Origin of the sequence: uncultured Arthrobacter sp., assembly GCF_964021775.1 — a bacterium.
Classification (GTDB): domain Bacteria; phylum Actinomycetota; class Actinomycetes; order Actinomycetales; family Micrococcaceae; genus Arthrobacter.
The window spans coordinates 47,758-69,100 of record NZ_CAXHZI010000009.1 but is presented as its reverse complement, the minus strand read 5'-3'; the positions used below and the strand labels follow the sequence as shown (position 1 = coordinate 69,100).

Annotated in this window: 22 protein-coding genes and 1 riboswitch; of the genes, 17 read left to right on the top strand and 5 right to left on the bottom strand. The window is 71.1% G+C overall.

Annotated elements, in window-relative coordinates:
• Positions 1 to 30: 30 nt before the first annotated feature.
• The gene (thiE, locus tag ABIN76_RS10150) at positions 31 to 771 is read right to left on the bottom strand and encodes a thiamine phosphate synthase (RefSeq protein ID WP_346959587.1); all 741 of its coding nucleotides are present in this window, start codon (positions 769 to 771) and stop codon (positions 31 to 33) included.
• Between the two features lie 26 nt (positions 772 to 797).
• Positions 798 to 918, top strand: a riboswitch (TPP riboswitch).
• On the opposite strand from thiE, the gene thiO reads away from it, so the two are divergent.
• The 5 genes from thiO (at position 910) to ABIN76_RS10125 (ending at position 5,068) form a co-directional block, all read left to right on the top strand.
• On the top strand, positions 910 to 2,226 hold the full coding sequence (gene thiO / locus ABIN76_RS10145) for a glycine oxidase ThiO (protein ID WP_346959586.1): 1,317 nt from the start codon (positions 910 to 912) through the stop codon (positions 2,224 to 2,226). Its footprint overlaps the riboswitch before it by 9 nt.
• Complete coding sequence (gene thiS / locus ABIN76_RS10140) at positions 2,223 to 2,459, top strand: sulfur carrier protein ThiS (protein WP_346959585.1); 237 nt, start codon at positions 2,223 to 2,225, stop codon at positions 2,457 to 2,459. Before thiO ends, thiS begins: the two co-directional genes overlap by 4 nt.
• A gap of 5 nt (positions 2,460 to 2,464) precedes the next feature.
• Positions 2,465 to 3,274 (top strand): thiazole synthase, encoded by an 810-nt coding sequence (locus tag ABIN76_RS10135; protein WP_346959584.1) that lies wholly within the window; start codon positions 2,465 to 2,467, stop codon positions 3,272 to 3,274.
• Between the two features lie 131 nt (positions 3,275 to 3,405).
• Positions 3,406 to 3,729, top strand: a complete 324-nt coding sequence (locus ABIN76_RS10130) for a YciI family protein (RefSeq protein ID WP_346959631.1) — start codon at positions 3,406 to 3,408, stop codon at positions 3,727 to 3,729.
• 43 nt (positions 3,730 to 3,772) lie between these two features.
• Positions 3,773 to 5,068: a sigma-70 family RNA polymerase sigma factor gene (locus tag ABIN76_RS10125; RefSeq protein ID WP_346959583.1), complete on the top strand. Its 1,296-nt coding sequence runs from the start codon at positions 3,773 to 3,775 to the stop codon at positions 5,066 to 5,068.
• Here ABIN76_RS10125 and ABIN76_RS10120 read toward each other — a convergent pair whose 3' ends face one another.
• The 3 genes from ABIN76_RS10120 to ABIN76_RS10110 form a co-directional block, all read right to left on the bottom strand.
• Positions 5,069 to 5,371, bottom strand: coding sequence for a hypothetical protein (locus ABIN76_RS10120; RefSeq protein WP_346959582.1), 303 nt, complete (start codon positions 5,369 to 5,371; stop codon positions 5,069 to 5,071).
• A 56-nt stretch (positions 5,372 to 5,427) separates the two neighbouring features.
• Positions 5,428 to 5,652, bottom strand: a complete 225-nt coding sequence (locus ABIN76_RS10115; RefSeq protein ID WP_307035058.1) for a DUF3107 domain-containing protein — start codon at positions 5,650 to 5,652, stop codon at positions 5,428 to 5,430.
• An 88-nt stretch (positions 5,653 to 5,740) separates the two neighbouring features.
• The gene (locus tag ABIN76_RS10110) at positions 5,741 to 6,487 is read right to left on the bottom strand and encodes a TetR/AcrR family transcriptional regulator (protein WP_346959581.1); all 747 of its coding nucleotides are present in this window, start codon (positions 6,485 to 6,487) and stop codon (positions 5,741 to 5,743) included.
• A gap of 6 nt (positions 6,488 to 6,493) precedes the next feature.
• Here ABIN76_RS10110 and moeB point away from each other — a divergent pair, with 6 nt between their 5' ends.
• The gene (moeB, locus tag ABIN76_RS10105) at positions 6,494 to 7,705 is read left to right on the top strand and encodes a molybdopterin-synthase adenylyltransferase MoeB (protein ID WP_346959580.1); all 1,212 of its coding nucleotides are present in this window, start codon (positions 6,494 to 6,496) and stop codon (positions 7,703 to 7,705) included.
• A gap of 11 nt (positions 7,706 to 7,716) precedes the next feature.
• Positions 7,717 to 8,724: an SDR family NAD(P)-dependent oxidoreductase gene (locus tag ABIN76_RS10100; RefSeq protein ID WP_346959579.1), complete on the top strand. Its 1,008-nt coding sequence runs from the start codon at positions 7,717 to 7,719 to the stop codon at positions 8,722 to 8,724.
• Between the two features lie 21 nt (positions 8,725 to 8,745).
• On the opposite strand, the gene ABIN76_RS10095 is transcribed toward ABIN76_RS10100, so the two are convergent.
• Positions 8,746 to 10,095, bottom strand: a complete 1,350-nt coding sequence (locus ABIN76_RS10095; protein WP_346959578.1) for a glutamyl-tRNA reductase — start codon at positions 10,093 to 10,095, stop codon at positions 8,746 to 8,748.
• Between the two features lie 158 nt (positions 10,096 to 10,253).
• On the opposite strand from ABIN76_RS10095, the gene hemE reads away from it, so the two are divergent.
• The 10 genes from hemE (at position 10,254) to hemL (ending at position 21,284) form a co-directional block, all read left to right on the top strand.
• Positions 10,254 to 11,402: a uroporphyrinogen decarboxylase gene (gene hemE / locus ABIN76_RS10090; protein WP_346959577.1), complete on the top strand. Its 1,149-nt coding sequence runs from the start codon at positions 10,254 to 10,256 to the stop codon at positions 11,400 to 11,402.
• A 7-nt stretch (positions 11,403 to 11,409) separates the two neighbouring features.
• Positions 11,410 to 12,900, top strand: a complete 1,491-nt coding sequence (hemG, locus tag ABIN76_RS10085; protein WP_346959576.1) for a protoporphyrinogen oxidase — start codon at positions 11,410 to 11,412, stop codon at positions 12,898 to 12,900.
• Between the two features lie 216 nt (positions 12,901 to 13,116).
• Positions 13,117 to 13,797 (top strand): hypothetical protein, encoded by a 681-nt coding sequence (locus tag ABIN76_RS10080; RefSeq protein ID WP_346959575.1) that lies wholly within the window; start codon positions 13,117 to 13,119, stop codon positions 13,795 to 13,797.
• A gap of 98 nt (positions 13,798 to 13,895) precedes the next feature.
• Positions 13,896 to 14,612 carry a hydrogen peroxide-dependent heme synthase gene (gene hemQ, locus ABIN76_RS10075; RefSeq protein WP_346959574.1) on the top strand — a complete coding sequence of 239 codons (717 nt, stop codon included), beginning with the start codon at positions 13,896 to 13,898 and terminating at the stop codon, positions 14,610 to 14,612.
• Positions 14,609 to 15,898: a ferrochelatase gene (locus ABIN76_RS10070; protein ID WP_346959573.1), complete on the top strand. Its 1,290-nt coding sequence runs from the start codon at positions 14,609 to 14,611 to the stop codon at positions 15,896 to 15,898. Before hemQ ends, ABIN76_RS10070 begins: the two co-directional genes overlap by 4 nt.
• Entirely contained in the window at positions 15,895 to 16,893 is a 999-nt protein-coding gene (gene hemC / locus ABIN76_RS10065; RefSeq protein ID WP_346959572.1) for a hydroxymethylbilane synthase, read from the top strand. Before ABIN76_RS10070 ends, hemC begins: the two co-directional genes overlap by 4 nt.
• Before the next feature lie 20 nt (positions 16,894 to 16,913).
• Positions 16,914 to 17,831: a uroporphyrinogen-III synthase gene (locus tag ABIN76_RS10060; protein ID WP_346959571.1), complete on the top strand. Its 918-nt coding sequence runs from the start codon at positions 16,914 to 16,916 to the stop codon at positions 17,829 to 17,831.
• On the top strand, positions 17,828 to 18,811 hold the full coding sequence (gene hemB, locus ABIN76_RS10055) for a porphobilinogen synthase (protein ID WP_346959570.1): 984 nt from the start codon (positions 17,828 to 17,830) through the stop codon (positions 18,809 to 18,811). The genes ABIN76_RS10060 and hemB overlap by 4 nt, the downstream gene beginning before the upstream one ends.
• Positions 18,808 to 19,929: an LLM class flavin-dependent oxidoreductase gene (locus tag ABIN76_RS10050; RefSeq protein WP_346959569.1), complete on the top strand. Its 1,122-nt coding sequence runs from the start codon at positions 18,808 to 18,810 to the stop codon at positions 19,927 to 19,929. Before hemB ends, ABIN76_RS10050 begins: the two co-directional genes overlap by 4 nt.
• 23 nt (positions 19,930 to 19,952) lie before the next feature.
• Positions 19,953 to 21,284, top strand: coding sequence for a glutamate-1-semialdehyde 2,1-aminomutase (gene hemL, locus ABIN76_RS10045; protein WP_346959568.1), 1,332 nt, complete (start codon positions 19,953 to 19,955; stop codon positions 21,282 to 21,284).
• The last annotated feature ends 59 nt before the right edge of the window (positions 21,285 to 21,343 follow it).

The window sequence follows — 21,343 nt, the reverse complement described above, 5'->3', positions numbered from 1 at the left end:
CCGGGCCGTCTTCCCGGTTAGCTTGCCCGCCTAGTTTTCCCCGGCACCGCTGCGGACGCCGGTGTGGTTTTCGGCGTCGGCGTGGCTGCCGGCGTCAAGCGCGGCCAGCAGGGCCCGCGCCGCCCCGGCGGGATCGGCGGCCTCGGTAATCGCCCGGACCACCACGATCCGGCGCGCCCCGGCGTCGACGACCTGCTCCACGTTGGCCAGGTCGATGCCGCCGATCGCGAACCACGGCACCACGCCGGAGACCTTTCCGCCGTCCGCGGCCTCGGCCCGGCCGATCGCCGCGGCGGCGTAGCGCACCAGGTCCAGCCCGACGGCGGCGCGGCCCGGCTTCGTCGGGGTGGCCCAGACCGGCCCCACGCAGAAGTAGTCCAGCCCGCTCCGGCCCGGGGCAGCGGCGATCGCGGCGTCGACCTGCTCCGGGGTGTGGGTGGACATGCCGATCACGGTGTCCTTGCCCAGGAATTCCCGGGCCGCGGTGAAGGGGATGTCCTTTTGCCCGATGTGGAAGACCGGCGCCCCGGCGAGGGAGGCGAGGTCAGCGCGGTCGTTCACGGCCCAGAGCCGGCCGTGCCGCCGCGCCACGGCGTGCAGGAGCTCCAGCAGCTCCAGCTCCTCGGCCGCCTCCAGGGACTTGTCCCGCAGCTGGATGATGTCAACACCGCCGGCGAAGGCGGCATCAACGAAGTCCTCGAAGTCGCCGCGCTCCTTCCGGGCGTCGGTGCACAGGTACAGGCGGGCGGTGGTGTGGACATCCTGGCTCATGCCATAAGCCTAGTTCCTCTACACTGGGCGCATACCGCGGGAGCCCGCGCAGGCCGTCATCCGGCCGCCGGGCTGAGAGGGCGTCAGAGCCGACCGCTTGACCTGATCCGGTTAGTACCGGCGTAGGGAAGGAAGCCTATGGACGTATCAGTCCCACCATCCGCCACACCCGCCACCGGCGCTGCGCCGCGCGCAGGCGCCGAATATTACGACGTCGCCGTGATCGGCGGGGGAGTGATCGGCCACGGCATTGCCTGGGAGGCCCGCCGCTCGGGCCGCACCGTCGCCCTGCTCGACGACGACCCCGGCTCCGGCGCCAGTTGGGCCGCTGCCGGAATGCTGGCGCCCGTGAGCGAACTGCATTACCAGGAGGAAGACCTCCTGGCCCTGATGCTGGAAGCGTCACGGCTGTGGCCGGAGTTCGCTGCCGCTCTGGCCGGCAACAGCACAGTCGGCGGCGTTGACGCGGGCGGCACCGGCTATCTCACGACGCCGACCCTCGCCGTCGGTGCCGACGCCGCCGACCGCCGGGCGCTCGCCGACCTGCGGGCCGTGCAGCAGGCCTGCGGGCTGGCCGTGGGGCCGCTGACGGTGCGCGAGGCGCGCAGCCGCGAACCCCTGCTCAGCCCGGGCATCTCCTGCGCCTTCGACATCCCGGCCGACCACCAGGTGGACCCGCGCCGACTGCTGGCCCGGATCGGCTCGCTGCTGGCCGCGGACAGCCGGTACACGGCGGTGCGCAGCCGCGCGGCCGGGCTGCTCTGGGACGGCGGCCGCGTGGCGGGGGCCACGCTTGAGGGCGGCGGGGAGATCCGTGCCGGTGAGACGGTTGTGGCCAACGGCCTCGGGGCAGCCGACCTGCAGGGCCTTCCGGCCGGACTGTCCCTGCCGCTGCGGCCGGTCTACGGGGACATCCTCCGGCTCCGGGTGCCGCAACGGCTCCGGCCGCTGCTGCGCTCAACCGTGCGGGGGCTGGTCCGCGGAGTCCCGGTCTACATCGTTCCGCGGGCGGACGGCACGGTGGTGATCGGCGCAACCCAGCGGGAGGACGCGCCCTCCGACGCCGGCGCCGTGTCCGCCGGCGGCGTCTACCAGCTCCTGCGCGATGCCCAGCAGCTGCTCCCGGCCGTCGCCGAACTGGAACTGCTCGAGGCCACGGCCCGGGCACGGCCGGGGACACCGGACAACGCCCCGCTGCTGGGCCGCGTGGCCGGCCCCGGCGCCGGGCCGGACATCGCGGGCCTGATCGTGGCCACCGGTTTCTTCCGGCACGGGGTGCTGCTCACCCCCGTGGCCGCCGCCATCTGCCGGGCGCTGCTGGACGGGCAGCCGGACCCGCGCTGGGCCCGGTTCCGACCGGACCGGTTCTCCGGCCGCCGCCCGGATTCTTCCGGCCACGACCCGCGGGACGTCTCACCCGCACATGCCCCAACGACAGACAGGACCACAGTATGAACATCAGGCTCAACGGAGCGCAGCACGCCCTCGCCGACGGCGCCACGGTCGGCGCGCTGGTCAGCGGGGTCACCGGCCGGACGCTGGCCGCCGACGGGCAGGCCACGGACGGCCGCAAGCTAGGCGTCGCCGTCGCCCGCAACGCCGAGGTGGTGCCGCGCAGCCAGTGGCACGCGACGGCGCTCGCCGAGGGCGACGACGTCGAACTCGTCACCGCGGTACAGGGAGGATGAACGCCATGGCAGAAACAGCGCTGGACGCAACCCGGGAGGCACGCCGGGACCCGCTGACCTTCGACGGCGTGGAGCTGGGCTCGCGGCTGATCATGGGCACCGGCGGGGCACCGAGCCTGGACGGCCTGGGCGCCGCCCTGGTGGCCTCCGGCACGGAACTCACCACGGTGGCCATGCGCCGCTACTCGCCGGCCGAGAGCGGCTCGCTGTTCCAGCTGCTGGCGGACAACAACATCCGGGTGCTGCCCAACACCGCCGGCTGCTTCACCGCCCGGGATGCCGTTCTCACGGCCGAACTGGCCCGCGAAGCGCTGGAGACGGACTGGGTGAAGCTTGAGGTGATCGCGGACGAGCACACCCTGCTGCCGGACGCCCTGGAACTTGTGGAGGCCACCGAGCAGCTTGTGGCCCGCGGCTTCAAAGTCTTCGCCTACACGAACGACGACCCGGTGCTGGCCCTCCGGCTGGAAAACCTCGGCGCCACCGCCGTGATGCCGCTGGGCGCCCCGATCGGCACCGGCCTGGGCATCCTGAACCCGCACAACATCGAACTGATTGTCTCGAGGGCGTCCGTACCGGTGGTGCTTGACGCCGGCATCGGCACGGCCTCCGACGCCGCGCTCGCGATGGAACTGGGCTGCGATGCCGTGCTGCTCGCCACCGCCGTGACCCGCGCCCAGGACCCGGCGCTGATGGGGGAGGCGTTCCGGCACGCGGTAATCGCCGGCAGGCTGGCGCGCAGGGCAGGCCGGATCCCGCGCCGCGAGCATGCCCTGGCCTCGTCCGCCATGGAAGGCCGCGCCGAGTTCCTGTAGCGGTTGCGGCGGCGGGGAAACCGGCCGGAGTACCATTCCGGAAAAGAAACTTGGCGGCAGGTGTCCTTTTGGCGGCACCTTCTTCGTCGTACTGCTGTATCGACCTACTAGAAGGAGTCACCGTGGACTACATGCTTTTCATCTGCACCGATCCCACAGCGCCGGAATATGTGGCCGCCGAGGACAACATCGAGGAATGGGCGGCCGAGGTGGAAGCCAGGGGTATCGCCCGGCACGGTGACAGGCTGCGTCCGGTGGAAGACGCCACCACTGTCAGGGTGCGCGCCGGCGAGGTGGTCGTCACGGACGGTCCGTTTGCCGAGACGAAGGAGTGGATCGCGGGCTACGACATCATCGCCTGCGCCGATCTCGATGAGGCGATCGAGGTTGCCTCCAAGCATCCGATGGCAAAATTCGGCAAGATCGAAATCAGGCCTGTGTGGCCGTTCGGATAGCGGCCATCCGCCTGAAGCCCTCGATCACGACGCAGGGGGTCGCGTGGCAGCGGAAGTGACGGACGTGCGGACCGCCGTCGAAGGCGCCTCCGCCGCCGAGACTGCACGCATCACCGCCACCCTCATCCGCGTGACCGGCGACTGGGGCCTGGCGGAGGACTGTGTCCAGGACGCGTTTGCACGCGCCCTGGCCGACTGGCCGGAGCGTGGCATCCCCGCCAACACCGGGGCATGGCTGACAACCGTCGCCAAGAACAGGGCGATCGACCGGATGCGGAGCGCGGCCAGCGAAAAGCGGGCGGTCCAGGAACTCGCGGTCCTCACCGAGCTCGAAGGGCTCGCTGAGGCTGCCCCCGGTGATCCGGCTGCCGGGGACGACCGGCTGCGGCTGATTTACACCTGTTGCCATCCTGCCCTCCCGCTTGAGGCACGGGTGGCACTGACGTTGCGGACAGTGGCCGGCCTGACCACAGGTGAGATCGCACGCGCGTTCCTCGTCCCGGAGTCAACCATGTCGAAACGGCTGGTCCGCGCCCGCGCCAAGATACGGAATGCCGGGATTCCGTACCGGGTGCCGCCGCCGGAGCTGATCTCCGAACGCACGGCCGGCATCCTGTCCGTGCTCTACCTCATGTTCAACGAGGGATATGCGGCCGCCGGGGGTGCCACGCTGATCCGCGAGCCCCTTGTCCTTGAGGCGATCCGCCTCAACCGTCTGCTGATCCGTTTGCTCGACGGCTCTTCCGAGGAGCCGGAGGCCATGGGCCTGCTGGCACTCATGCTGTTCCAGCACGGCCGCCGAAAGACGCGGACCGACGCCGCAGGGGACCTGGTGACGCTGGAGGACCAGGACCGCGGGCAGTGGGACCAGGCAGCGACGGCGGAAGCCCTCGCGCTCCTGGCAGCCGCCGACCGGCTTGGGATTTCACGCGGTGCCCGGCCCGGGAGCTACCGGATCCAGGCAGCCATCGCCGCGTGCCACATGACCGCCCGCGATTTCGGCAGTACCGACTTCACCCGCGTGGCTCTGTTGTACGACCGTCTCGCCGAGCTGGCACCGTCGCCGGTCGTCGACCTCAACCGCGCAGTCGCCGTCGCCATGTCCCGAGGACCGGAGGCAGGGCTGCACCTCATCGACCGACTGGACCAGGCGGGGTCACTGGAGCGGTATTACCTCCTGCCTGCCGCGAAGGCGGACCTCCTGCGGCGCCTTGGCAGGCTGCAGGAGGCCGGCCGCGAATACCTGAAGGCCCGGGCACTCGCACCAACCGAGGTGGAGCGCCGCTACCTCAGCAAACGCCTGGCGGAGACCGGCGCCGATGGAACCGGGGAACGGTGATTAGAGGCGCAGGATGGCGGTCATCCGTGCGGTGTCCTGCCGGGTGCGCGACCTGCCGAGGTAAAGCACCGCGCCGACCGCTGCGGCGCCGCCCAGCAGCAGGGGCGCGACCCACGGGATCCAGGTAAGGCCCGGCTGGTAGCCGAAGCCGGCCGCCATGAAAATGATCCAGCTCAGCATCCCCACGCCGAGGGCCACCCCAGCCGGCACGGCGATGCCGTACTTGGCGTGCCGCTTGTCATTGGCCCACACCACAAAACCCGCGGCCACGGCCACCATGGCCACCACAATCAGGGACAGCATTCAGACTCCTTGGGGAATTGCGGGTTGGGCAGCTGAGGGGAACGGGGCCGGTCGGCCTAGAGGGCGCCGAAGCCCACCCGGCGGACCTCTTCGGCACCGATTTCGACGTAGCCCAGGACGTTCGCCGGGATGATGATCTGGCGGCCCTTCTCATCGGTCAGGCGGAGCTCGGTGCCCTTGGAGAGTGCCTCTCCCACCAGCTTCGCCACCGCGTCGGCGTCCTGGTTCGATTCGAGGGCAATTTCGCGGCCGATGTTCTGAATGCCGATCTTTACTTCCACAGCAAGGCCTCCCAGCCAATCAAAGTGTTCAAGTTCGCTACGAGTTGTCTCTGCGAGCTTTCTCTACGAGTTGTTCTCTATTTGTAGTCTAGGACTCCTTGGGGAAGCGGGAGATTCCGCGCCAAGCTAAACGGTAGATCAGGTCGCTGGCCACATCGATGTCCAGGTTCCCGTCCGTTTCCAGCCAGTACCGGGCACTGACCTGCGCCATCCCGGACAGTCCCCGGCCCAGGAGTTGGGCTTCCAGGAGCGGCAGTTTGGTGTCCTCGGCGATGACCTTCGCGATCGCGTCAGCGAAGGTCTTGTTGAACGTCTCCAGCCGTGCGCTCACATCGGGGTCGTTGACCAGGTCCGACTCGAAAACGAGCCGGTGGGCCTGGTCATCGTTGGCGATGAAGTGGAAATAGGCGCGCATGACCGCCTGCACGCGCTCATCATTGTCAGTCGTCGAATTCAGGGCGCCCAGCAGCAGTTCGGTGAGGGTCGAGAGGTGGCTGTCCAGCAGCGCCAGGTACAGCTCGCGCTTGGACGGGAAGTGCTGGTAAAGCACCGGTTTGCTCACGTGGGCCGTCTCGGCGATCTCGTCCATCGCGGCGCCGTGGTAGCCGTTGGCGACAAAGACCTCCTGCGCGGCGGCCAGCAACTGTGCCCGCCGTTCATCGCGCGGCAGCCGTGCCGAGCGCTGCGTTCCGCTGCGCGTCTGGCCCGTCGACGACTTGCCGGTATGTCCCCGCTCAACCGGTGCCTGATGAACCACTGTCGGCCTACTTTCCCTCGCTGTTAGCTCCACTTTACGCGGGGGTAATATGACCTGGCGGCATCTTCGGGCATACATTGAAGTATGGCTTCCCAGATGACCGCAAACGGCACCCCCGCAACGCCGGCACCGGCACCCGGACCGCTGGTTGAACCGGCGGACGCGCTGACGCCGGACGAGGTGGAACGCTACTCACGCCACCTGATCATTCCCGAGATCGGATCGCTCGGGCAGCGCCGGCTGAAAAACGCCAAGGTCCTGGTGATCGGCGCCGGCGGCCTCGGTTCACCGGCCCTGCTTTACCTCGCCGCCGCCGGGGTGGGAACCCTGGGCATCATCGACGACGACAACGTGGACCTGAGCAACCTGCAGCGCCAGGTGATCCACGGCGTGGCGGACGTCGGCCGGCCCAAGACCGAGTCCGCGCGCGACGCGATCGCCGCGCTGAACCCCCTGGTTGATGTCCGTCTGCACAACGTCAGGCTGGATGCCGCCAATGCACTGGAGCTGTTCGCCGGCTACGACCTGATCGTCGACGGCGCCGACAACTTCGCGACCCGCTACCTGGTCAACGACGCCGCCGCCATCCTCGGCAAGCCCTACGTGTGGGGCTCGATTTTCCGCTTCGACGGACAGGTCAGCGTCTTCTGGGAGCAGCACGGCCCCACCTACCGGGACCTGTACCCGGAGGCGCCGCCCGCAGGTTCCGTGCCCTCGTGCGGAGAGGGCGGCGTGTTCGGCATGCTGTGCGCCGCCGTCGGATCCCTGATGGTGACCGAAGCGGTCAAACTGATCACCGGCGTCGGGCGTTCACTGCTGGGCCGGGTGGCGCTGTTCGATGCCCTCGGCGGCAGCTGGCGCGAAATCAAGGTCTCCCGGGACCCCGCGGCCCCGCGCATCACCGAACTCACCGACTACGAGGCCTTCTGCGGGATCGCCCCCGCCGCGGACGCGGGCACCGAACACACGGTCACGGCCACCCAGCTCGCCACCATGCTGGCCTCGCGCAAGGCCGGGCTGAAGGATTTCCAGCTCGTGGACGTGCGCGAAAGCGGGGAATTCGACATTGTCCGCATCGACGGCGCCACGCTGATCCCGCAGGGCCGGATCCTCGCCGGCGACGCCTGGGCCGAACTGCCGCAGGACACGGACATTGTGTTCCACTGCAAGGCCGGCACGCGTTCGGCCGCAGTGCTGGCCGCAGCCCGGGCCGCCGGCTACCAGCGCGTCAGCCACCTCGAGGGCGGGATCCTGGCCTGGGTCCGCGAGGTGGAGCCCGGCAAACCGGTGTACTGAGAGGCACTGCCATGAACCACCACACCAACCTGACCCCGCAGCACAAGATCGGCTCGGGTTTCGGCCCGCGCTCGACGGCGGCGGAGGTGGTAGCGGGCCTGGACCTGGCCGGTAAGACCGCCGTCGTCACCGGCGGGTACTCCGGTCTCGGCCTCGAGACGGTGCGGGCACTCGCCTCCGCCGGGGCCCGGGTGATGGTTCCGGCGCGGCGCCCCGACCACGCCCGCAGGGTCCTGGACGACGCCGGCCTGGCCGGAGTCAGCGTCGCCGGCCTGGATCTGGCCGAGCTGGACAGCGTGAGGGAGTTCGCGGCCGGTTTTCTGGCCTCCGATTTCCTCGGCGACAGCGGCAGCCTGGACATCCTGATCAATAACGCCGCCATCATGGCCAGCCCGGAGCGACGCGTCGGCCCGGGCTGGGAATCCCAGTTCGCCACCAACCACCTGGGCCACTTCGCGCTCACCAACCTACTCTGGCCGGCCCTGTCCGCGGGGGAGGGCGCCCGGGTGGTGGCCCTGTCCTCCACCGGCCACAAGCTCTCGCCCATCCGGTTCGATGACCTCAATTTCGACTCCGGCTACGACAAGTGGAAGGCCTACGGGCAGGCCAAAACCGCGAACGCGCTGTTCGCTGTGCAGCTGGATGCGCTTGGGAAGGACGCCGGCGTCCGGGCCTTCGCGGTGCACCCGGGAGGCATCATAACGGAGCTGCAGCGCCACCTGCCCAGGGAAGAAATGATCGCCTCGGGCTGGATGGACGCCGACGGAAAGCTGAACGAGAGGTTCAAGACGCCCGCCCAGGGCGCGGCAACCTCGGTTTGGGCGGCCACCTCCCCGCTGCTCGCGGGCAAGGGCGGCGTCTACTGCGAGGACTGCGACATTGCCGAGCCGACGGAACCGGGGACGCCGGAGGCACGGATCAGGGGAGTGGACGCCCACGCCGTGGACCGGGCGGACGCCGCACGGTTGTGGCAGCTGTCCGCCGAACTGACGGGCGTCAACGCCTTCGCCGCGCCCTAGGAATCGCGCCGCCGGGGTGGGCTAGGCCGTGTCCCGCTGGCCGTTGACGGAGGGAAGCGCGCCGTGGTCCACCGGGCACTCGGCCTCGGTGCCGGAAACCGGGCGGCGGGCCGCGGGCTGTTCGACGGTGATGCCGTAGACGGCCTCGAGTCCGGCCACGTACTCATCCTGCTGCCCGTTCGCGGCCAGTTCCCGGGCGCGGACGGTGGGCACGTGCAGGAGCTGCTTGACCATCCGGCGCAGGGCAAACTCGACTTCCTCGGCCGCGGCGGTGCAGCCGTGACGGGCCCGCACCTTCTCCATCTCGGCGTCGAGCACATCCATGGTGTGCCGGCGCAGGGCGACGATGGCCGAATCGACCGAGCGCGCCTGGCGTTCCTGCTCGAAGGCGGTCGCGGCGCCGTCGACGATGCCGCTGGCCTGGTTCAGCGACTCCGCCTGCTCCTGCGGCGCGGCCAGCCGGACGGACTCCAGCGTGAGCAGTTCGACGCCGTCGAGCTCGGCGACGGCGGGATCGAAGTCGTGGGTGAGGGCCAGATCGATCGCGATCAGCGGCTGCGGCGACGCGGACCGGATCCGGGCGAGCTCCGGGGCCTCGACGCGGTTGTCGGAGCCGCTGCAGCCGATCATCACGTCGGCGGCGGCCACGGCGCCCGGCAGGGACTCGCTGTCCAGGGCGGTGCCGCCGCGGGTGGCGACAAAGCCGGCGGCGCGGCCCGAGGAGGAGAACACGGAAATGTCGGTGCAGCCGCGTTCGCGCAGCAGGGACATGGTGGCGCCGGCGTAGGCGCCGGTGCCGAAGACCACTGCTTTCTTGCTGGACCAGTCGGGGTTCTCGGACAGGTCGGTCGCGAGGTCCAGGGCGACGGAGACGATGGAGAGCCCGCGCGAGCCGAGCGCCGTCTGCGCGCCGACGTCCTTGGCGGTCTTGGAGGCGGCCTGGAAGAGGCGGACGAGGCCGGAACTGGCGGTGCCGTCGTGCTGTGCGGTGATCAGGGCGCGCCGGACCTGGCCGGCAATTTCGCGTTCCCCGACGACGGCGGAATCCAGTCCGGAGCTGACCGCGAACAGGTGCCGGCTGACGTCGGGGCCGGTGCGGGTGTTGAAGGCGCGGGAGACGAGCTGTTCGTTGAGTCCGCTGGCGCCGCTGATCTGCGAGACCAGCGCGGCGCGGGCCGCCTCGACGTCGTCCGGGTGCGGGGCCTCGCCGTAGATTTCGAAGCGGTTGCAGGTGGCGAGGACAACGGCACCCGCCACGGCCGGCGATCCGGCGAGGGCGGATGTGGCAAGCCCGGAAGCGCCGGTGCTCAGTTGAGCAACGGTCTCGAGGTCGATGTCGGCGTGTGTAGCCACCAATGAGAAAAGAACCACAGCACGACAATCATAGCTTTTTCGTGTCCCGGTAGAACAACGGGCGGGCGTGGGACTGCCCACCCGGGGCTGTGATTCCCGCCACGGCGGCGCCTGCCCGGGCGTTCCTGACAGGCTGTCGTTATCTTTTAGGGCCGATTTTCGGCACAATCAAAGGCATGACTCCTAGCGCTGCGGCCGTCAACGGCACTGCAATGAACAGCACTGCACTGAACGGCACTGCAAACGACGGCACGGCAAACAACAGCCTCGACGCCGGCCATCCCCTGATGGACGGCCGCACCGCCGGTTCCCCGCTGATCACCGCCTACCGCGGCGGCAAGCCCTCGCGGCGGCCGGTCTGGTTCATGCGCCAGGCGGGCCGCTCGCTGCCGGAATACCTCAAGGTGCGCGAAGGCGTGGCCATGCTGGACTCCTGCCTGCGCCCCGAACTCGCCTCCGAGATCACGCTGCAGCCGGTGCGCCGGCACGACGTCGACGCGGCGATCTTCTTCTCCGACATCGTCATCCCGCTCAAGCTGGCCGGCGTCGGAGTCGACATCGTACCCGGCGTCGGGCCCGTGCTGGACAAGCCGGTCCGGACCGCCGCCGACGTCGCCGCCCTGCCGCAGCTGACCGGGGAAGCCCTGGAACCGATCCGCGAAGCGGTGCGGCTCACCGTGGCCGAACTCGGCAGCACCCCGCTGATCGGCTTTGCCGGCGCCCCGTTCACCCTCGCCGCGTACATGGTGGAGGGCAAGCCGTCCCGCGACCACCTCGGCCCGCGCACCATGATGCATGCGGATCCGGAAACCTGGACCGCCCTGGCCAACTGGGCCGCCGACGCCTCCGGGATGTTCCTCCGCGCGCAGCTGGAGGCCGGCGCCTCCGCCGGGCAGCTCTTCGACTCCTGGGCCGGTTCCCTGGGCCTGGCCGACTACACCCGCTTCGTGGCCCCGGCATCCGCCCGCGCGCTGGACCACGTCCGGCACCTCGGAGCACCCCTAATCCACTTCGGCACCGGCACCTCGGAGCTGCTCGTCGCGATGCGCGACGTCGGCGTCGACGTCGTGGGCGTCGACTACCGGCTGCCGCTGGACGAAGCCAACCGCCGGCTCGGCGGGACCGTGCCGCTGCAAGGCAACATTGACCCTGCGCTGCTCTCCGCACCGTGGGAAATTCTTGAGGCGCACGTGCGGGACGTCATTGCCGCCGGCGCGTCGGCACCGGGGCACGTGCTCAACCTGGGCCACGGCGTGCCGCCGGAAACCGACGCCGCGGTCCTGACCCGCGTTGTCGAACTGATCCACTCGATCGCGCCCGAGTAGGCCCTCGATGGCCACCGACGCGGACGCAGGTTCACCGGCGCCGACCGCCGTGGTGGTGGGCGGCGGCATCTCCGGCCTGCTCGCCGCACGGGAGCTGGCCCGGGCCGGCGTCCGGACCACGGTGCTGGAAGCCGCGGGGGACTGGGGCGGCTGCGTGGGCAGCCACGTGGTTGCCGGCCTGACGCTGGACAGCGGCGCCGAATCCTTCGCCACCCGGTCATCCGCGGTGGCTGATCTGGCCGAAGAACTGGGCCTCGGCCCGCAGATCGTTCCGCCGAACCCCGGCGGCGCGTGGGTCCAGCTGCCGGAGGGTCCGCGGGAGCTGCCGAAGACCGGAGTCCTGGGCATCCCGGCCAACCCCTGGGACCCCGAAGTCCGGCGCTCCCTTGGCCTGTTCGGCTCCGTCCGGGCCTCCCTCGATGCCCTGCTGCCGGCCTCCGTGGGGACCGCTGCCGAGGCCACCAGTGTGGCCGCCCTGGTCCGTGCCCGGATGGGCAGGCGCGTGCTGGACCGGCTCGTCTCGCCGGTGGTCGGCGGCGTGCACTCGGCCGACCCTGCCCTGCTGGATGTGGACATGGTGGCCCCCGGGCTCCGCGCCGGGGTCCGCACGCATGGTTCGCTCGCCGCCGCCGTGGCCGCGCAGCGCCGCGGCGCTGCCGCCCGCCCGGCCGCGCCGGCGCCGGGAACCTCGGGCCCGCGCCCGCAGCAGCCCGGGCTGCAAAAGGCGGGCTCCGCCGTCGCCGGCCTCCGCGGCGGGATGCACACCCTCGTCGGCGCCCTCGTCGCGGAGCTGCGCGGGCTGGACGCCACCCTGCTCAGCGGGACCCGTGCCGACGCCGTGCAACGCCTTCCCGGCGGCTGGCGGGTCACTGCGGGCCGGGCCCGTTTCGACGCAGAACGGCTGGTGGTCGCCGTGGAAGGCCCCGCTGCCGTTGCCCTGCTCGCGGACACCCTGCCGGCACTGGCGGCCCTCCGCCCCGACGCGGGACCCGACGTACGGCTGGTCACCCTCGTGCTCGACCGCCCCGCCCTCGACGCCGCACCGCGCGGCACCGGCGTGCTGGTGGCCCCGCAAAGCCCCGGCATCCGCGCGAAGGCGCTCACCCACGCGACCGCCAAATGGGCGTGGCTGGCCGAACAGGCGGCGCCCGGCCGGCACGTGGTCCGGCTCTCCTACGGCCGCGGCGACATCGCCCCGGACATCGCGGCCAACCGTGAACCCCGCAGCGACGAGGAGTTGTTCGACGCCGCACTGGACGACGCCTCCGCGCTCCTCGGCGTCCCGCTGTCCCGGACCGACGTGGTCGGCTGGGACGTGGTGCGCTGGTCCGGCGCACTGCCATTCGCGGCGCTAGGCCACAAGCAGCGCGTCGAGCAGGTCCGGCAGCTGTGCGCGGCGGAGCGAAACCTCGCCGTCGTCGGGGGCTGGTTGTCCGGAAACGGTCTCGCTGCGATCGTCGCCGACACCCCCAGGCAGCTCGCGTCCCTGCTGCCCTGACGGCTGCCGCGGGGCCGGAAACCCGGGCCCACCGCGGCGCCCGGCAGGGACGCCCGTGAGCCCGTTTTCGGCCCCGCCGCTAACCCGAAAACGCCCGTGCGGCAAATTTTCCCCGCCGGCGTTCTGCCGCTAGGGTCGATGACCATGGTTATGCACAGGTCCGAAGTTCCAGAAACGCCGGCCGGTCACCATGGGGGACTCCGACGCGGCACGGCAGTGGCGGCGCTCGGAGCGGTACTGGCACTCACCGCAGGGGTTCCTGCCACCTACGCTGCCTCTCCGACACCCAGCCCGGACACCCCGTCCGCCTCGATTTCAGTCGGCATCGATGACCTGGTCGGCGGGTTGGTGGAGTCTCCGGAACCCACCCCCTCGCCGACGTCCGGCACCGGCAGCCCTGCGCCCACCGAAAGTGCGGCCCCGCCAAAGTCAGCAGAACCGGACCCGTCCCCCGAGCCGGATCCCTGGGAAACGCCGGAGCAGCGGGCCTCCCGCAAGGCCAGCGCACCTCCGGCCGCGCCGGGCAACTCAGCGTCGGCGCCGGCCCCCGCTGCCCCGGGCCCGGCAGCCGGCCAGCCGACCGGCGGCCAGCAGCCCCCGGCGCCCGCACCGGAGAGCCCGGCCGCCACGGCCGACGCCGTTCCCGGCACTGCGGCCCCCGGCAGTGCAACCCCCGGTACCCCGTCGGCGACTCCGAGCGGCACGCCGCGGTCCGCGACCACGACGTCCGCCGCCACGGAAGCGTCCCCGGCAGCCACCCCCCGGTCCGGCGGCAAGATGCAGGCTGCGTCCTCCGTGGAGCCGGCCGGCCCCTCCGCTTTGGTGGGCTGGGGAATCTGCCTGGTCGCGGTCTCCCTGGGGGCAGGCGCGATCGTCCTCCGGATGCGCCGGATCTAGGGCCGCCGGGACCGTCCCGTTGTGAAATTGAGCACTTCTACGCGTTGTAGAAGTGCTCTGTTTCGACTTAGCTCCGGGGAGGGGGCAGACTGGTATCCATGAGCCACACTTCTGCCGAATCTGTCACTAAAACCGGAAATGCAGCAGCCGAAGAATCAGGCGAGCAGTTCTTCACGCTCTGGACGGTGTTCAAGCGCTCCGCCGACGTCCTGCGCAGCGGCGAAGCGGCCGAGGACTTCGAGGCGCTGATCGGGCGGCTGGCCGAGGACGGCGTCGTCCACCGCGGCAGCTACGACGTTTCCGCGATGCGGGCGGACGCGGACATTATGGTCTGGCTGCACGGCCCCCGCGCCGAAGCGCTGCAACGTGCGGTGCGCGATATCCGCCGCAGCAAGCTGTTCACCGGCACCGAGATCGCGTGGTCCGCCATGGGCGTGCACCGCGAGGCGGAGTTCGCCAAGAACCACACCCCGGCGTTCTCCCGCGGCGTGGAACCGGCCGAGTGGCTCTGCGTGTACCCCTTCGTGCGCTCCTACGAGTGGTACCTGCTGCCGGACGCCGAGCGCGGCGCGATGCTCCGCCACCACGGCCTGCTGGGCCGCGACTTCCCGCAGGTCATCTCCAACACCGTCTCCTCGTTCGCGCTGGGCGACTGGGAATGGATCCTGGGCCTGGAAGCCCCGGAACTCGTGGACCTCGTGGACCTGATGCGCCACCTGCGCGCCACCGAGGCCCGCCACCACGTCCGGGAGGAAATCCCCTTCTACACCGGCCGCCGCGTCAGCGCCGCCGAGATTGCCGAGGTCCTCGCATGAGCCCGCTCGATCCGCAGGATTCCCAGGAGAAGACACTCACGGCCGTGAACCCCGTCACCGAAGCCGGCCGGATGGCCCCCAAGGACTACGACGCGGTGCTGCTCGCCTCCTTCGGCGGCCCGGAAGGCCAGGAAGACGTCATCCCGTTCCTGCGCAACGTCACCCGCGGCCGCGGCATCCCGGACGAACGGCTCGAAGAGGTCTCGCACCACTACCGCGCCAACGGCGGCATCAGCCCGATCAACCAGCAGAACCGCGAGCTCAAGGCCGCCATGGAGGCCGAGCTGGCCGCCCGCGGCATCGGCCTGCCGGTCTTCTGGGGCAACCGCAACTGGGACCCCTACATCCCGCAGACCCTGCAGGAGATCTACGACGCCGGGCACCGCAAGGTCCTGATGATCACCACCAGCGCCTACTCCTGCTACTCCAGCTGCCGGCAATACCGCGAGGACATCGGCATGGCGCTGACCGAAACCGGGCTGGACGGCAAACTCGAAGTGAACAAGGTCCGCCAGTACTTTGACCACCCGGGCTTCGTGGAGCCCTTCATCGAGGGCACGGCCGCCGGCCTCGCCGACGTCCGCGCCCAGCTGGCCGCCGCCGGCACCCCGGACGCCCCGGTGCACATCCTGTTCGCGACCCACTCCATCCCGACCCGCGACGCCGAAGCGGCCGGCCGCTCCGAGGGCGAACCACGCCAGTTCGAGCAGGACTCCGCCTACGTGGCCCAGCACCTGGCCACCGGCACCGAGGTCATCCGCCGGGTCGAAGCCGAAACCGGCCTGACCGCCCCGTGGTCCCTCGTGTACCAGTCCCGTTCCGGCGCCCCGCACGTGCCGTGGCTCGAACCCGACATCAACGACGCCATCGAGGAACTCGCCGGCCGTGGCGTGAAGGGTGTGGTGATCGTGCCGCTGGGCTTCGTCAGCGACCACATGGAAGTCGTCTGGGATCTTGACACCGAAGCGCTGGAAACCTGCGGCAAGCTGGGCCTGGCGGCCACCCGCGTCCCCACGCCCGGCACGCACCGCAAGTTCGTCGCCGGCATCGTGGACCTCATCAGCGAGCGGACCGCGGCGAACACCATTGCCGACCGGCCGCACCTGACCAAACTCGGCCCCTGGTACGACGTCTGCCGGCCCGGCTGCTGCGCCAACTTCCGCGGCGAAAAGCCCACCATCGCGGGTGCGGACACGCGCATCGGAACGGGACACGACCCCTACCCGGCGGAGGCTCCCGCAGCCGCGGATGCCTCGGCCCCGGCAGCAGGCCAGGCCACGCCGTGACCGTGCGGATCGGCACGCGGGCCAGCAAACTCGCCCTCACCCAGACCCAGCAGACCGCGGACCAGCTGGCCGCCGTCGGCGGGTTCCCGGTGGAACTGGTGCATATCCGCACCGACGGCGACGTCCTCACCGGCCCGCTCTCCCAGATGGGCGGCACCGGCGTCTTCGTCGCCGCGTTGCGCGACGCCCTGCTCCGCGACGCGTGCGACGTCGCGGTGCACTCGCTCAAGGACCTGCCCACCGGTGCGGCCCTGGGCCTGACGCTCGCGGCCACGCCCAAACGGGTGGACGTCCGGGACGTGCTCTGCGCCCGCGACGGCCTCACCCTCGCCGAGCTGCCGGCCGGCGCAAGCGTCGGCACCGGCTCCCCGCGGCGGGCCGCGCAGCTGCGCGCCGCCCGGCCGGACCTGGACATCCGGGACATCCGCGGCAACGTGGACACCCGCCTGGGCCGCGTTCCCGGACTGCCCGGCAACAGCACCGGCGCCGTCGTTGAAGGAAAATCCGGCGACCTCGACGCCGTCGTGCTGGCCGCCGCCGGACTGCACCGCATCGGCCGGCTCGACGCGGTGAGCGAATACCTCGACACCGAGGTGATGCTTCCGGCCGCCGGGCAGGGCTCGCTCGCGATCGAATGCCGCAGTTCCGACGCGCCCCGCAAAGCCGGGTCCACCGAGGGATCCCAGGGCGTACTCGCCCAGGCCCTCGCTGCCCTGGACGACCCGGACACCCGGCTGGCCGTCACCGCCGAGCGGGCACTCCTGGCCCGGCTGGAGGCAGGATGCGCCGCCCCGGTCGGCGCCTACGCCTACCGCAAGGGCAGCATGCTGCACCTCGAAGCCGTGGTCTGCGCCGTGGACGGCACCGCGACCGTCCGGGACAAGAAAGCCACCGACGGGCTGACCGAGGTAGGCGCCACACTGCTGGGAATCGAACTGGCCGAGGCGCTGCTGGCAGCCGGCGCGGCCGACATCGCCGACCTGGCCGCTTCCTGAGCCGGACGGATTCTCGCCTGATGGGACGCCGCAGCGCCAGCCGCCGGCCGGACGGGGACGCCGGGCCCAGGGTGCTCGAGGGCGCCCGGGTCCTGGTCGCCCGCAGCCCGGACCGGGCCGGTGCGCTGGTGTCCGCGCTCCGTGACACCGGCGCCGAGCCGCTGCTGCTGCCGCTCATCGACTTCGAGCACGCCTCCGACCAGCACTCGCTGGACGTGGCCTTCGACGCGCTTGGCGCCGGTGCCTACACCTGGCTGGTGGTCAGCAGCGTCACCACCGTCCAGGTCCTGGAGGCCAAAGCCGCCGAACGCGGCGCCGCCCTCAGCGCCTGGCTGCCCGGCAGCCTGCAGGTCGCCGCCGTCGGCCCCGCCACCCGGCGCGTGCTGGAGGCCCTGGACATCCCGGTGGACCTCGCCCCCGCAGGCCAGCAGTCCGGGGCGGGGCTGCTCGACATCTGGCCCCGCGGCCACGGCAGCGTGCTGCTGCCGCAGGCCGATATAGCCGACCCGCGGCTCCGCCGGGGGCTTCAGGCGCGCGGAGCCTCGGTCCAGGCCGTCACCGCCTACCGGACCGTCGATTACCCCGCCGATCCGCGGCGCAGCCTGGGCACCCCCGCGCCCCGGACGGGCGACGCCGCTGTGCTCAGCCTTTCCGACGCCCAGGCCGCCATCGACGCCGGAACCCTGCACGCCGTCGTCGCCGCCTCACCCAGCGCCGCCCGCCGCCTGCACGCCGGGCTGTCGCCGCTGGGCGACTGCCTGCTCGTCGCGATCGGACGTTCGACGGCGGCCGAGGCCCGGGCCCTGGGGCTGCCGGTCGCCGCCGTCGCCGAGGAGCCCACCGCCTCCGGACTCGTCGCCGCCGTCATCCGGGCCCTGGATCCGGCGCCCCCCGCACCCCACCCCGACCCCGAGCAGACTGTGAAGGACCAGACATGAGCTTCCCGACCCACCGCCCCCGCCGGCTCCGCACCACCCCCGCGATGCGGCGGCTGACGGCCGAACACCGCCTCTCGGCGGCCGAACTCATCCTGCCGGCCTTCATCCGCGAGGGGCTGTCCGAGCCCAACCCGATCGCCTCGATGCCCGGCGTGCAGCAGCACACCACCGACTCACTCAAGCGCGCTGCCGCCGAGGCCGTGAAGCTGGGCGTCGGTGGCATCATGCTCTTCGGCATCCCGGCCGAACGGGACGCCTGCGGCACCGCCTCGCTGGACCCCGAGGGCGTGCTGAACAAAGCCATCCGCGATGTGAAAGCCGAGGTCGGCGACGAGCTGGTCATCATGAGCGACGTCTGCCTCGACGAATTCACCGACCACGGCCACTGCGGCGTCCTGGACAGCCACGGCTACGTCGACAACGACGCGACCCTGGAGATCTACGGGCAGATGGCGGTGGCGCAGGCCGAAGCCGGAGCGCACGTGCTTGGCCCCTCCGGCATGATGGACGGCCAGATCGCCGTGATCCGGCAGGCCCTGGAAGAAGCCGGGCACGCCAACACCGCCGTGGTGGCCTACGCCGCCAAATACGCTTCCGCCTTCTACGGCCCCTTCCGCGAAGCCGTCGACTCGCAGCTGACCGGGGACCGGCGCACCTACCAGATGGACGCCGCCAACCGCCGCGAAGCGATCCTCGAAGTGGAACTGGACCTCGAAGAGGGCGCCGACATGGTGATGGTGAAGCCCGCCATGAGCTACCTCGACATCCTGGCCGACGTCGCCGCGATGAGCCCGGTGCCCGTGGCCGCCTACCAGATCTCCGGCGAATACTCGATGATCGAGGCCGCCGCCGCGAACGGCTGGATCGACCGCCGCGCCGCCATCACCGAATCCGTGCTGGGGATCAAACGGGCCGGCGCCAACATGGTCCTGACCTACTGGGCGAGCGAACTCGCCGGCTGGCTGAAGGAGGCCCGATGAGCCCCGCGGAAGTGGCGGACCCGGCGTCGGGAGCGAACCCCACCGCGCCCGTGGGTCCGGAGACCATCCTGCTTGGCCTGAACACCTTCGGCGACGTCGGCGTGTTCCCCGACGGTCACCCCGTCCCGCATGCCCAGGTGCTGCGGCAGCTGCTGGAACAGGCTGAACTCGCGGACCAGGTGGGCCTGCACGCCTTCGGCGTGGGGGAGCACCACCGCCGCGACTTCGCCGTCTCCGCGCCGGAGGTGTTCCTCGCCGCCGCCGCGGCCCGGACCAAGAAGATTCGCCTCGGCTCCGCGGTCACCGTCCTCAGCTCCGATGACCCGATCCGCGTCTTCCAGCGGTTCGCCACCGTCGACGCGATCTCCAACGGCCGGGCCGAGGTGATGCTGGGCCGCGGATCGTTCGTGGAGTCGTTCCCGCTGTTCGGCCTGGACCTGGCCGACTACGAGGTCCTGTTCGAGGAAAAACTCGAACTCTTTGACAAGGTCCGCGCGCAGAAACCGGTGAAATGGGAGGGCCGGACACGTCGGGCCATCAACGGGCTTAGCGTCTACCCGCCGCTTGAGCACCACCTGCTGCCGGCCTGGATCGGCGTCGGCGGCACCCCGGAGTCGGTGCTGCGCTGCGCCGAGTACGGTTACCCGATCATCTTCGCCATCATCGGCGGCCAGCCACGGTCCTTCGGCCCGCTGGCCGGGCTCTACCGCGAGGCCATGGCCAAATACGGCCACCCGATGCAGCAGGTGGCCACGCATTCACCCGGCCACCTCGCCGCCACGGACGAAGAAGCACGGGAGGAGTTCTTCCCGCACTGGCTGGGCCAGCGCAACCAGATCGGCGCCGAGCGCGGCTGGGGGCCGGGCAACCGCGCCGAATTCGACTACCTGTGCAGCCCCGAGGGTGCGCTCTACGTCGGTTCACCGGAGACGGTCGCGGCGAAGATCGCCCTGCTCAAGCAGAACCTGGCCGTGGACCGCTTTGACCTCAAGTACAGCAACGGCACGCTCCCGCATGCGGCCATGATGCGATCCATCGAACTGTTCGGCACCGAGGTGGCGCCCCGCGTGTCCGCGCTGCTGGCCTCCGCGGCGCCCGCCGGCGACCGGCCCCTGTGAGAACCACTGAAAGAATAGGAACTATGACTTCCAGCCACCCTCGCAACGAGGAACTCTTCGACCGCGCCCGCCGGCTGATGCCGGGCGGCGTCAATTCGCCGGTCCGTGCCTTCGGCTCGGTGGGCGGTACCCCGCGCTTTATGGTCTCCGCCAAGGGCCCGTACCTGACCGACGCCGACGGCGCCGAGTACGTCGACCTGGTCTGCTCCTGGGGGCCGGCGCTGCTGGGCCACGCCCACCCGGCGGTCCTCGCGGCCGTGCACGCCGCCGTCGACCGCGGACTGTCCTTCGGCGCCTCGACCCCGGACGAGGCAAACCTCGCCGCGATCGTGCAGGAGCGCGTCCCGGCGGCCGAGCGGGTCCGGATGGTCTCTACTGGCACCGAGGCGACCATGACCGCCATCCGCCTGGCCCGCGGCTACACCGGCCGCAACCTGGTGATCAAGTTCGCCGGCTGCTACCACGGCCACCTTGACGGACTCCTCGCCGCCGCCGGTTCCGGCCTCGCCACGCTCGCGCTGCCGGGCTCGGCGGGGGTCACCGCCGCCACGGCCGCCGAGACCCTTGTGCTGCCCTACAACGACCTCGCTGCCGTCGAAGCCGCCTTCGCCAAGCACGGCGACAGCATCGCCGCCGTGATCACCGAGGCCGCCCCGGCCAACATGGGCGTCGTTACCCCGGCCGAGGGCTTCAACGCCGGACTGGCCCGGATCACTCGGGAGCACGGTGCCCTGCTGATCCTCGACGAGGTCCTCACTGGTTTCCGCACCGGCTACTCGGGCTACTGGGGTCTCACCGGCGGCGCGGCCGACGCCACGGAGCCCTGGGCCCCGGACCTGCTCACCTTCGGCAAGGTCATCGGCGGGGGCATGCCGACGGCGGCCCTCGGCGGCCGCGCCGAGGTCATGGACTACCTCGCCCCGGTGGGTCCGGTCTACCAGGCCGGCACCCTCTCCGGTAACCCGGTGGCGATGGCAGCCGGCGTCGCGACCCTCACCCACGCCACCAAGGACGTGTACTCCTTTGTCGATGCCCGTTCGCTGGAACTTTCCGGCGCGCTGTCCTCGGCGCTGGACGCGGCCGGCGTGGACCACTCCATCCAGCGCGCCGGGAACCTGTTCTCCGTGGCCTTCGGCACCTCGGCCCGCGGCGTCCACAACTATGACGACGCCCAGGGCCAGGAGGTCTTCCGCTACGCGCCGTTCTTCCACTCGATGCTGGACTCCGGGGTGTACCTGCCGCCGTCGGTGTTCGAGGCCTGGTTCCTCTCCGCAGCGCACGACGACGCCGCGATGAACCGGATCTTCGACGCCCTGCCGGCCGCCGCCAGAGCCGCCGCCGCGGCGCAAGCCTAGGAGCACGGCGCAGGCCTAGGGAGCCGGCGGCGGCTGCGGGCGTCGCCGTCTTCGCCCTT